Origin of the sequence: Staphylococcus sp. 11007852 (genome assembly GCF_011394325.1) — a bacterium.
Lineage (GTDB): Bacteria > Bacillota > Bacilli > Staphylococcales > Staphylococcaceae > Staphylococcus > Staphylococcus agnetis.
This window is the reverse complement of the sequence record NZ_JAANBJ010000010.1, coordinates 1-12,264: the sequence shown is the minus strand read 5'-3', so window position 1 is coordinate 12,264 and position 12,264 is coordinate 1. Positions and strand designations below refer to the sequence as shown.

12 protein-coding genes are annotated in these 12,264 nt (G+C 35.0%); 9 read left to right on the top strand and 3 right to left on the bottom strand.

Annotated features, from left to right (window positions below; translation table 11 throughout):
• Nucleotides 1–150 precede the first annotated feature (150 nt).
• Complete coding sequence (locus G8Y85_RS03080) at nucleotides 151–1,116, top strand: competence protein CoiA (protein ID WP_165805411.1); 966 nt, start codon at nucleotides 151–153, stop codon at nucleotides 1,114–1,116.
• A 70-nt stretch (nucleotides 1,117–1,186) separates the two neighbouring features.
• Nucleotides 1,187–2,995 carry an oligoendopeptidase F gene (pepF, locus tag G8Y85_RS03075; protein WP_165805410.1) on the top strand — a complete coding sequence of 603 codons (1,809 nt, stop codon included), beginning with the start codon at nucleotides 1,187–1,189 and terminating at the stop codon, nucleotides 2,993–2,995.
• A 266-nt stretch (nucleotides 2,996–3,261) separates the two neighbouring features.
• On the opposite strand, the gene yjbH is transcribed toward pepF, so the two are convergent.
• From yjbH to G8Y85_RS03060, 3 genes are all read right to left on the bottom strand, one after another.
• Nucleotides 3,262–4,056 carry a protease adaptor protein YjbH gene (yjbH, locus tag G8Y85_RS03070; protein WP_037565888.1) on the bottom strand — a complete coding sequence of 265 codons (795 nt, stop codon included), beginning with the start codon at nucleotides 4,054–4,056 and terminating at the stop codon, nucleotides 3,262–3,264.
• 14 nt (nucleotides 4,057–4,070) lie between these two features.
• Entirely contained in the window at nucleotides 4,071–4,442 is a 372-nt protein-coding gene (locus G8Y85_RS03065; RefSeq protein WP_060550684.1) for a truncated hemoglobin YjbI, read from the bottom strand.
• 84 nt (nucleotides 4,443–4,526) lie between these two features.
• On the bottom strand, nucleotides 4,527–5,123 hold the full coding sequence (locus G8Y85_RS03060) for a CYTH domain-containing protein (protein ID WP_107371376.1): 597 nt from the start codon (nucleotides 5,121–5,123) through the stop codon (nucleotides 4,527–4,529).
• Nucleotides 5,124–5,413: 290 nt separating this feature from the next.
• On the opposite strand from G8Y85_RS03060, the gene G8Y85_RS03055 reads away from it, so the two are divergent.
• The 7 genes from G8Y85_RS03055 (at nucleotide 5,414) to fabI (ending at nucleotide 12,252) form a co-directional block, all read left to right on the top strand.
• Nucleotides 5,414–5,761 (top strand): UPF0738 family protein, encoded by a 348-nt coding sequence (locus tag G8Y85_RS03055; RefSeq protein ID WP_103345734.1) that lies wholly within the window; start codon nucleotides 5,414–5,416, stop codon nucleotides 5,759–5,761.
• A gap of 16 nt (nucleotides 5,762–5,777) precedes the next feature.
• A complete protein-coding gene (gene yjbM, locus G8Y85_RS03050) occupies nucleotides 5,778–6,422 on the top strand; it encodes a GTP diphosphokinase (RefSeq protein WP_037565898.1) in 645 nt (214 codons plus the stop codon).
• Nucleotides 6,422–7,231 (top strand): NAD kinase, encoded by an 810-nt coding sequence (locus tag G8Y85_RS03045; RefSeq protein WP_037565901.1) that lies wholly within the window; start codon nucleotides 6,422–6,424, stop codon nucleotides 7,229–7,231. The genes yjbM and G8Y85_RS03045 overlap by 1 nt, the downstream gene beginning before the upstream one ends.
• Entirely contained in the window at nucleotides 7,228–8,082 is an 855-nt protein-coding gene (locus G8Y85_RS03040) for an RluA family pseudouridine synthase (RefSeq protein ID WP_165805409.1), read from the top strand. Before G8Y85_RS03045 ends, G8Y85_RS03040 begins: the two co-directional genes overlap by 4 nt.
• A gap of 17 nt (nucleotides 8,083–8,099) precedes the next feature.
• The gene (gene mgtE, locus G8Y85_RS03035) at nucleotides 8,100–9,494 is read left to right on the top strand and encodes a magnesium transporter (protein WP_165805408.1); all 1,395 of its coding nucleotides are present in this window, start codon (nucleotides 8,100–8,102) and stop codon (nucleotides 9,492–9,494) included.
• A 10-nt stretch (nucleotides 9,495–9,504) separates the two neighbouring features.
• Entirely contained in the window at nucleotides 9,505–11,340 is a 1,836-nt protein-coding gene (locus G8Y85_RS03030) for a monovalent cation:proton antiporter family protein (RefSeq protein ID WP_037565909.1), read from the top strand.
• A 141-nt stretch (nucleotides 11,341–11,481) separates the two neighbouring features.
• Nucleotides 11,482–12,252, top strand: coding sequence for an enoyl-ACP reductase FabI (gene fabI, locus G8Y85_RS03025; RefSeq protein WP_037565912.1), 771 nt, complete (start codon nucleotides 11,482–11,484; stop codon nucleotides 12,250–12,252).
• Nucleotides 12,253–12,264: the final 12 nt, after the last annotated feature.

Sequence of the window (12,264 nt, the reverse complement as noted above, 5' to 3'; positions counted from 1 at the left end):
GCGCCCATAGAAATATGGGCGTTTTTTTATTGCATGGAAATGATTGTATTATCTGACTCCATCACACTACTTAATCTTAGTGTTTACTCAAAGTGAAATTTTAAAAGTAATTGGTTGTTGTTTTGCGAGTATAACCATGAGGTGATGTTCATGTTAACTGCGATGGATCTTTTTAACAAACAAATCCATGCATGTGATGCGTCTAAACAAAATCAATATTTTTGTCCAATATGCAAAGCGCAACTTATTTTAAAGAAAGGGGTAAAGATGGTTCCACATTTTGCTCATCACAAAAAGCCATTCCATCTGTATCATCACAGTGGTGAATCCATACATCATCATACAATGAAACAGCAACTTTATACATTGCTAAAACAATGGTACCATGACGTTCAGTTAGAACTGTATATTGAGGAGATCCGTCAAATTCCCGATTTAACTGTAGGACGATGGGCCATTGAAATTCAATTAAGTCCGATTAACATCAATACACTTCAAAAAAGGACTGAAAAGTTATCACAACTCGGCTATCACGTCATTTGGTTAACAGAATTACCTAAGTTCAAATATGGAATGTACGAACTGTTACAACGTCATCAATCGGTAATACATCCTGACACGCACACATTATATTGTCTTAGTCAAGATGGGACGAAGATTATTGAATTGTCCCAACTTATACCTGTAAAAGCAAATCGTTTTATAGGGGTACAACAGTACGTCAACGTTAAAGATTGGTTTACACGAGTAAACAATACATGTACACCTACAGTCGTCAGGAAGCTATCTAGATCCCATATAGAGGCTTTTATTGCACAATGTCGAATGAAACATAGCGTACTTGAACCACATCTCTCTTTAATGTATCAATTACAGCTGACTGATGACCAAGTGATCAAATTAACCGGGTTTGTTTTTCCAGAACAAATCTATTTTGTGACCAATCCGATACTATGGCAATTAACGGTATTAAAAGCGTTAAACAAAGGTGTCATTCCTCATATTTCTGTTAAGCAGTGTTTAAAGCCGCGGTATTTTGCAGAAAAAAAGGTCGATTATGTGCATAAAATGAATATGATGATTCATGCATATTTAAAAATATTGAATGTAACATAGTTTAAAAGTGCAATCTGAATTTAAAAATGAGAAAATAACAGTAATATCATCTTTAGAGGAGGAAAAAACGATGACACAACAACTTACACGTTCAGAACAAGAACAACAACACCCGGAATATACTTGGGATTTAACTACGATTTTTGAAAGTGATGAAGCATGGGAAGCGGCCTTTAAAAAAGTCGAAGGTTACCTTGGTAAAGAAGAAGCTTTTAAAGGTCACTTGGGTGATGATGCTGAAACGCTTTACGAAGCACTACGTTTAGAAGATGAAATTGAAACAGAGCTTGAAGAAGTTTATGTTTATGCGCATTTAAAACAAGATCAAGATACAGCGAATGATAAATATACTGGTTTTGAAGCGCGTGCACATCAATTGGCTATAAAACTTAGTTCGGCATGGAGTTTTTTAGTTCCAGAGCTACTCCAAATTGAAGAAGCACGATTACAATCGTTTATTTCATCGCATGAAGGATTAAAGCGCTTTGAGTTCGATTTAAAATTAATTAACGAACAACGTCCACATGTATTAGATGCAGATAAAGAGAAACTGCTAACAGAAGCTCAAGACGCACTATCAACACCAAGCAATGTGTTTAGTATGTTCGATAATGCAGATTTAACATTTGAAGATGTTACAGATAAAGATGGACAGAAACACCCTTTAACACAAGGAACATTTATTAAATATTTAGAATCTGATGATCGTGTATTACGTGAATCGGCTTACAACAATGTATACAAAGCATACGGTGCATACAATAACACATTAGGTGCAACGCTTGCTGGGGAAGTTAAAAAACACGTGTTTAATGCGCGTGCACATCATTATAAAACAGCGCGTGAGCAAGCTTTAAGTCGCACGCACATTCCTGAAGAAGTGTATGACAACCTTGTTAAAACAGTACATAAATATTTACCACTATTACATCGATATACGAAACTTCGTAAAACACTACTCGGTATAGATGACTTGAAAATGTACGATATGTATACACCTATGGTGAAAGATATTCAATTTGACATGCCATATGATGAAGCAGTGGAATGGATGTTAAAAGGCCTAGAACCAATGAGTGAAGAGTATCTCAATGTCGTCAAAGAAGGTTTACAAAATCGATGGGTGGATGTTTATGAAAATAAAGGTAAACGTTCAGGTGGATATTCATCAGGGGCTCACAAAACGAACCCATTCATTTTATTGAACTGGTCTAATACTGTTTCTGATTTATATACGCTTGTTCATGAATTTGGTCATTCTGCGCATAGTTACTTTAGCCGTAAAAACCAACCTTCTAATCAAAGTGACTATACCATCTTTGTAGCGGAAGTCGCATCTACATGTAATGAAGCATTGTTAAGTCATTATATGGATAAGCACTTGGATGATAAGCGACGTTTATTACTCTTAAATCAAGAATTAGAACGTTTCCGTGCAACATTATTCCGTCAAACGATGTTTGCAGAGTTTGAACATAAAATTCACCAAATTGAAGAAGCAGGAGAACCACTAACAGCGACACGCATGAATGACGAATACGCCAAATTAAATCGTCAATATTTTGGAGACACTGTTGAAACAGACGAAAACATTAGTAAAGAGTGGTCACGTATTCCACATTTCTATATGAACTACTACGTTTATCAATATGCGACAGGATACAGTGCCGCTCAAAGTTTAAGTCATCAAATATTGACTGAAGGACAACCTGCAGTCGAACGTTATATAAATGAATTTTTGAAAAAAGGAAGCTCTAATTATCCAATCGAAATTTTAAAAAATGCGGGTGTCGATATGACAACGCCACAACCTATTGAAGATGCATGTAAGGTTTTTGAGGAAAAATTAGACGCTTTTGAAAAATTAATGAAAGCTTGAGGGGATTGAATCCGTTTACAATTTGACGGATTTGTGAAAAGTTGCATTTTTGGGCATTAAAGGGTTGAATCGTTTGTGAACACGTGATATATTATGAGCATGAAATTAATCACATAACAAACATACCCCTTTGTTTGAAGTGAAAAATTTCTCCCATCCCCTTTGTTTAGCGCCGTGTCAGAACACGGCGTTTTTTTTATGCTTTTTTACACAAAAAAGTTGGAACAAAACAATGTTCCAACTTTATAAATATATATATCTTTATCTTACATTTTAGACTTCCAAAATTCTCCACCAGGATACTTTATCTTTTCAATCTTCTGTTGTAAGAGCAATTTCTTTAATTCTTTTTTTAATGTCTTCTCAGGCCATTCATAAATGGTTAATAGTTCTTCTTCAGTAACTAATTGTTTTTGATGAATGTATGTTGCTAATTTTGGTGGGAGTTGTTTTTCAATTTGACATCCCATCATCTCATTAATGATATACGTATAGATGTGATACGGATACAGTCCTTCAACTTTTAATCCTTCCTCTTGAATATCCTCGTTGAAAAATACGAGGGAAGGTGCCATATCAACTTCCATTTCACGTGCAATATGCAAATCAACTTTTAAGCTTTCACGTAAATTACCATGAATTAAATCCTCCTGAAATACATCATAATCCAATCCAGCATTGACGATACATTTAGATATCATAGCTTCTGTGACAATATCTGGTTTTGGAATAATTTCATTTTGAATGAGATGCATAAAACGATGTGCACGTGCACGTCCTTGTAATTCTGCCGCTTTGAATGCTAGCGCAATATTGTCACGGTCACATGTACTCTGTGCTTGGCATTTGGTCAACACCCGTAAGGAAGGATTTAGGATATGACGAATGCGGATATATTGGCTGTATTCAATTTTTAATTTCGATAAAACGGCAGATAATTTAAAGCTATCTTTGCTAAAAGGATCGAAAAAAGAATAAATTTCAATTTTGCTCACAGGAGAAAGATTCGTATTCGCTTCTTCTTGACAACTATGAACAACAGCTCGTAATTCTTTCGTCATATTTTCACCTACAATTAATATTCTGTGTTAACCATATGTGATGCGGTTAACTTTAAACGCTCATACAAGTAATCACCCACACCATGGGGTAATTGTGCATTGTCTATAGCGATCTGCATATTTTCTAACCAAGCATTTTTCGCTGCTTCATCAATTTTAAAAGGTAAATGACGTTTTCGTAACATGGGGTGCCCGTGTTCATCAGTATATAAACTTGGCCCACCTAAAAATTGAGTGAGAAATTGCTTTTGTTTGCGACTTGTTTCGTTAAAATCCCCTGGAAATAAATGATTTATTCGATCATCTTGTTCAACTAAAATATAAAAATGGTCAATCATCTTATATAAAGCATCTTGACCAATCACTTCATACGGTGTTGGAGGCATTTCATCACCTTAATCGTTAGTTTTGATATACATAAATAATAACATGAATTTTTACATATCAAAGTAAAAACACTTATACAATGCCTATTTGTGTTCACGCTGATTTATAAAAGCTTGATATTCAAAAAAGCGTCGTACTTTATTTTTGGGTTCGATATGAATTAATTGAAATTGGTTTAGTAATGTTTCAAAAGCTTGTTTTCCTTTATCGTAATCTTTGACTTCAAATTCCAATTCAAAATCTTCTTTTCCAAGATAGAGACTATGATCTAAGACAAGTAATCCATCTTCTAAAATTTTTTCATAACGCACCGTTTTTAATGCGCCTAAGACTTTTAATGACTTAACGGAAATATGATTTTTTTGTAAAATATTTAAAATATCACTCGGAATGTGATTTTCATCAATACGCAACCCTTCTGCAGGTTCGATGGACGTCTCAAAATTGTATTCATTTAAACCGACTGACAACGGTACTTTTAGCGTCATTTCATTCGGTTTGCCGTCTTTCACTCTTATCCGTAGGGCCATTTTTTGAGATTGAATTTGAAAATCAGGCGTATCAATATAATAGTTAACTTGAGTTTTAGGTTCAGTATTCGTAAAATAAGATGCTTTGAAATCTTCGTATTGGGATAAAGTTAACAACTGTTTAAATTCAATTTCTTGTTCGATTGCCATTCGTGTTCACTCCTTAATCCATATTATGCCTAAGTTTGCATGTGTTTAAAAGTATTTACAATTTGAGTGATAGTCGATGAGACGTGTTAAGAATTATGTTAAACTGTATTATGATAAGGCAGTTTGCCTCATATTAAAAAATAGCGATAGGAATCAAGGAAAGTATTGATGCTATCAACAAGTATGATATTAAGGTTGTGAATTTTTACTCGCAATTATTGAGTCATATAAAACTGAACAATGTAAATATGGGTCTTTTTGTTTTAAAGCCCCATATAGGAGGAGAACGTATGCGTATTTATGTTAATGAAATTAAAATTCAAGATAATCAAGTATTATGTTATACAGATAAGTCAACTGAAGGTTTGACTGAAGTCGGTCAAATGATTGTTGATAGTGATCATTTTTCTTTCGTTTATTTAATGGATAATGGGTCCTCGTTTTCATATCTCATATTTGTTCAGGAAACTTGGTCTATGCTTCATGAGCATAGAGATAAACAAATTGTGATAAACGATACGATAAAATTAACACAATTTAAAGATGAATTAGACTACTTACTAGATAATATCGAAGGTAACTCCAATTATGGTAATGCATTTGTATCAGCCGTTGAAGAGACTTTTGAGTTAGTATGAAGCGGAGTGAGGTAAAATGAACCAGTGGGAAATTTTTCTTGCGCCTTATCGTCAAGCCATTGATGAACTTAAAATAAAACTTAAAGGGTTACGAAAAGAGTATCAAGTGACCGAACATAATTCGCCTATTGAATTCGTTACTGGGCGTGTTAAACCGATTACAAGTATCATTGATAAGGCGAATAAAAGGGGCATTCCATTTGACCGTCTGCGTGAAGAAATGTATGACATTGCTGGATTACGTATGATGTGTCAATTTGTGGATGATATTGATAAAGTTGTGGAGCTTTTAAGACAACGAAAAGATTTTAAAGTAGTTGAAGAGCGTGATTACATTAAAGACACAAAACAAAGTGGATATCGTTCGTACCATGTGATTATTGAATATCCAATTGAAACGCTAGAAGGTCAAAAATCTATTCTAGCTGAAATCCAAATCAGAACTTTGGCGATGAATTTTTGGGCAACAATTGAACATACTTTGCGATACAAATATGATGGAGATTATCCTCCTGAAATTCAAAAGCGTTTAGAACGTGCAGCTGAAGCGGCTTTTCTACTCGATGAAGAAATGTCTGAAATTAAAGAAGAAATTAAAGAAGCTCAAAAGTTCTATTCCAAAAAACGTGCAGATAAGCATGAAAACCGTGGGGTGGAGTAATGCGTTTTGTTATTTTGTCTAAGGGCGATGCCAAATCAGAAGCGTTAAAGCATAAAATGTTGAGTCATATGCGCGACTTTAAAATGATTGAAGATCACGACAATCCTGAAATTGTCATTTCTGTTGGTGGAGATGGCACGTTATTGCAAGCCTTTCACCAATATAGTCATATGTTATCTAGATGTGCATTTGTAGGGATTCACACGGGTCATCTCGGATTTTATGCGGATTGGTTACCACATGAAGTAGAGAAACTTATTATTGAAATTAACAATTCTGAGTTTCAAGTTATTGAATATCCCTTACTTGAAATCATTGTAAGGTATAATGATAAAGGATATGAAACACGACACCTGGCGCTGAATGAAGCAACAATGAAAACTGAAAACGGTACAACGCTTGTCGTTGATTTAGACATTCGAGGGCAACATTTTGAGCGTTTTCGAGGTGATGGGTTGTGTATTTCGACACCATCAGGTTCAACAGCTTATAATAAAGCGTTAGGAGGGGCATTAATACATCCGTCTTTAGAAGCGATTCAAATTGCAGAAATTGCATCGATTAATAATCGGGTATTTAGAACGGTTGGATCACCTTTAGTGCTACCTAAGCATCATACGTGTCATATTAAGCCAGTGAATCATGATTCAATATTAACAACCATCGACCATGTGAGTATTAAGCACAAAAACGTAAACGCAATACAATACCGTGTTGCCAATGAAAAAATCCGTTTTGCGCGTTTTAGACCTTTTCCATTTTGGAAACGTGTGCATGATTCGTTTATTTCAAGTGGCGATGATGTATGATATTTACGTATACGATTCAAGAAAATATGCAACTTAAAACATTTTTATATGAGCAACAGTTTTCTAAAAAGACGATTAGCGCCATTAAACAAAATGGCGCTTTACTTGTTAATCAGCAACCTGTCACAGTAAGAGAAATGCTTACTGTAGGAGATAAAGTTGAAGTGCATTTACCTGAAGAAGTGCCGAGTGACAACTTAATCCCCTTCGATGCGCCGTTAACAATACTTTATGAAGATGCATGGCTTTTAATTGTTGCAAAACCTGCGCATCAAAATAGTGCACCCTCACGTGAACATCCGCATCACAGTTTAGTGGAGCAAGCACTAAACCATATGCAAAACTATCAAGAAAAAGGGATACCACATATTGTCACGCGTTTAGATCGTCATACGATGGGCATTGTGATATTTGCCAAATCACGTCATTTGCACCATTTAATGACACATACAGACATCGACAAATATTATGAATGTATATGTGAGGGAACTTTAACTCACTATGATGAGATTGAGGCGCCTATTGCAAGAACACAAAATAGTATTATCACACGCAGTATTTCAAACGATGGCAAATATGCGAAAACGTTGTACTGGCCTATTAAAAACTTCAAGACTTATACTTTATGCCGTGTTAAACTTGTTACGGGAAGAACACATCAAATTCGTGTGCATTTTCAACATATAGGAGCACCTATAGTGGGAGATGGATTATACGGGAATCCACACTCTATACATGCCACACAATTACTTAAATGTGCAGAAATCAAATTTAAACACCCAATTACAAAGGCAAACATTCACATTAAAAATAAGCATCCAGATTTTCACCAATTGTTGATGACTTTGTAAGAACATGAGAGATGGAGGTGGCAAATATGACGGATGAAAAAGAGCAATTAGTTTTAGATGATGAAGAAATGTATGATAAAGCGTTACTTGATGAATATATTATGAACAATGATATTGATGGGTTTCGTACCGCATTTCTTGAACTCCACTCATATGAGCAAAGTGAATATTTTGAGGAAAGTGAAAGCGATATTCGTCAAAAAATGTATCAATTCCTTTCACCTGAAGAAGTCGCTGAATTTTTCGAGCATTTAGAAATAGATGAAGAAGCATATGAAGATTTATTCGAGGAAATGAATGCAACGTATGCAAGTCAAATTCTTGAACATATGTCATATGATAATGCCGTTGATATTTTAAACCAACTAACGAAGCGTAAAATCGCGAGTTTACTATTACTCATGAATAAAGAAGACGCTTCTGAAATTAAAGCTTTATTACATTATGATGAAGATACCGCCGGCGGTATTATGACAACGGAATTTATTTCGTTAACAATTAATACGCCAGTTCATGAAGCAATGATGCGTGTAAAAGACCAAGCACCGGACGCTGAGACCATTTACGTGATTTTTGTTGTTGATGAACAGAAAAAACTTGTCGGTGTAATTTCTTTAAGAGATTTAATTGTAGCCGAAAATGATGCCTACATTGAAGATATTATGAGTGAACGTGTCATTAGCGCAAATGTCGCGGATGACCAAGAAGATGTTGCGCAAACGATGCGAGATTATGACTTTATCGCGATGCCGGTTGTGGATTATCAAAATCATTTGTTGGGTATCATTACAATTGACGATATCGTCGATGTTATGGATGAAGAGGCGAGTGAGGACTACTCACGTTTAGCCGGGGTTTCAGATATCGATTCGACTGATGATTCAATTGTTAAAACAGCTTTAAAGCGTTTACCATGGTTAATGATTTTAACTGTGCTCGGTATGATTACAGCTTCAATTTTAGGATCTTTTGAAGAAACATTAGAAAAAGTAGCATTACTTGCTGCATTTATTCCAATTATCAGTGGGATGTCAGGGAATTCAGGAACACAATCACTTGCCGTTGCTGTACGTAATATTTCGACTGGTGAAATTGATGAAAAGAGTAAATTTAAACTTGCACTGCGTGAATCAGGTAGTGGACTGTTAACAGGTATTTGCTGTGCAACAAGTTTATTTTTTATTATTTTACTTATCTATCGTGAACCTATTCTTGGATTAATCGTCGGTAGTAGTTTGACCATTGCGATGACAGTAGGAACAACGATAGGTTCAGTGATTCCACTTATTATGAATAAAATTGGTATTGACCCAGCTGTTGCAAGCGGGCCTTTTATCACAACGATAAACGACATTGTGAGTATGCTGATCTATTTCGGACTCGCAACTACTTTTATGACATATTTGGTATAAGGAGGGGCCTATGGAATTTGTATCGCTTGTTGTAGTGATTATCGCTGCACTACTCACGCCCATTTTAGTCAATCGACTAAGGATTTCATTTTTACCTGTTGTTGTGGCAGAAATTTTGATGGGTATTGTGATTGGTAATTCATTTTTACATTTAGTACATAGAGATGATGTTCTAAATATACTTTCAACATTAGGGTTTATCTTTTTAATGTTCTTAAGTGGTTTAGAAATAGATTTTAATGCCTTCAAGAAAGAAAAAGGGAAACCTAAAAAAGAACAAACGCAAGGACCGAGTCATTTATCACTCGCATTTTATGTGTTTATATTTATAATGGCAATATCTATTGTTCTTGCATTTGGCTTTATGTGGATTGGCTTAATTAATGACGTGCTACTTATGATCATTATCATTTCTACAATTTCACTGGGTGTTGTTGTGCCCACGTTAAAAGAAATGAATATTATGAGTACGACAATCGGACAGTTTATTTTGCTTGTTGCTGTTCTTGCTGATTTGGCAACCATGTTACTACTTACTGTTTATGGTGCTATTCATGCCAAAGGTGGTGGCACGATTTGGCTAATTGGTATTTTAGTCGTGTTTACAATCGTCTTTTACGTCGTAGGTGGTTTATTCAAAAAAGCACCATTTCTGAATAAATTAATGGCTGGAACGACGCAAATCGGCATTCGTGCGGTATTTGCTCTGATTATTTTATTAGTTGCACTTGCTGAAGGTGTTGGCGCGGAACATATTTTAGGAGCATTTTTAGCGGGTGTTGTCGTTTCGTTATTGCAACCTGATAAAGAGTTAGTAGAGAAGTTAGACTCATTTGGATATGGCTTCTTTATCCCAATATTCTTTATTATGGTAGGGGTGGATTTAGACATTCCATCGTTAATTAAAAATCCAACGATTCTCATTATCATTCCAGTATTAATTTTTGCATTTTTAATTTCAAAATTAATTCCTGTACTCATCATTAAAAAGTGGTTTGATATGAAGACAACCATTGCTTCAGCATTTTTATTGACTTCAACGTTGTCATTGGTTATCGCAGCTGCCAAAATTGCGGAGCGTTTAGGAACAATTAGTTCAGATATTTCAGGGATTTTAATTTTAAGTGCTGTGGTTACGTGTGTGTTCGTACCCATCGTCTTTAAAAAGATGTTTCCATTACCAGATGAGATGCAACGCTCAATTAAAGTAGCAATGATTGGGAAGAATCAATTGTCTATTCCTATTGCACAAAGTTTACAATCGCATCTATACAAGGTCACATTATATTATCGTAAAGATTTAACAGACCACCGTATTTTATCAGACGAAATCACAATGGTCGAAATTGCAGATTACGAATCAAAAATGTTAGAGCGTTTAGGTTTGTTTGAAAGTGACATTGTGGTGTGTTCAACAAATGATGATGCGATTAATAGAAAAGTGGCATTAATGGCTAAAGAGTTCGGTGTTGAACGTGTCATTTGTCGTTTAGAAACAAATGATGAGGAACAAACATTAAAGTCACAAGGAATTGAAATTTTTAGTAATTTCCAAAGTAATCAAATTTTACTAAAAGGAATGATTGAAACACCAAACATGCTTAACTTGTTAAGTAATGTAGAAACATCCATTTATGAAATTGGGATGTTTAATTATGCGTTTGACCAAACGCAGTTACGTAATTTCCCGTTTGATGGTGATATTATCTTTGTCAGAATCATACGAAATAATGAATCTATCGTGCCACACGGGGATACGAAATTACAATATGGCGATCGCCTCATTGTGACAGGCTCTAAAGAATATGTCGATCAACTGAAAATCGAATTAGAGATGTTTAAGTAAATGAAGACAAGCAGAATGCTCTAAATCATAGTGAGTATTTTGCTTGTTTTTCATTTTAAAGAGATTTGATTTTTAAAATTTAAGACCAGATGTTAAAATTAAAGTAATATAGCAAATTTTATTTTAAAGGAGTAATTCATTGTGATGAATTTAGAAGGTAAAACATATGTCATTATGGGGATCGCCAATAAAAGAAGTATTGGTTTTGGCGTCGCGAAAGTTTTAGACGAATTAGGAGCAAATCTTGTATTTACATACCGTAAAGAACGTAGTTTTAATGAATTAGATAAATTAATCGATCAACTCAATCAAAAAGAAAAACATGTATATCAAATCGATGTACAAAGTGACGAAGACGTAGAAAAAGGATTTGAACAAATCGGTAAAGACGTTGGTAATATAGATGGCGTATTCCATTCAATCGCTTTTGCACGTGTTGAGGAATTACGTGGACGTTATTCTGAAACATCTCGTGACGGTTTCTTATTAGCACAAGACATTAGTTCTTATTCACTTACTATCGTTGCGCGTGAAGCACGCAAAATCATGAATGATGGCGGTAGCATCGTGACCTCTTCATATATCGGTGGTGAGTTTGCGGTGCCGAACTACAACGTGATGGGGATTGCAAAAGCAAGTTTAGAAGCAAGCGTCAAATATTTAGCCGCTGATTTAGGTCAAGATAATATTCGTGTCAATTGTATTTCTGCTGGTCCTATTAAAACATTAAGCTCACGTGGTGTAGGAAACTTTACATCTATTTTAAAAGAAATCGAACAACGTGCACCGTTACAACGTAATGTAAACCAAGAGGAAGTTGGTAAAACGGCTGCATACTTATTGAGTGATTTTTCAAGTGGTGTAACTGGCGAAAATATTCATGTTGACGCTGGTTATCATGCGATTCGTTAATTATAAACAGTT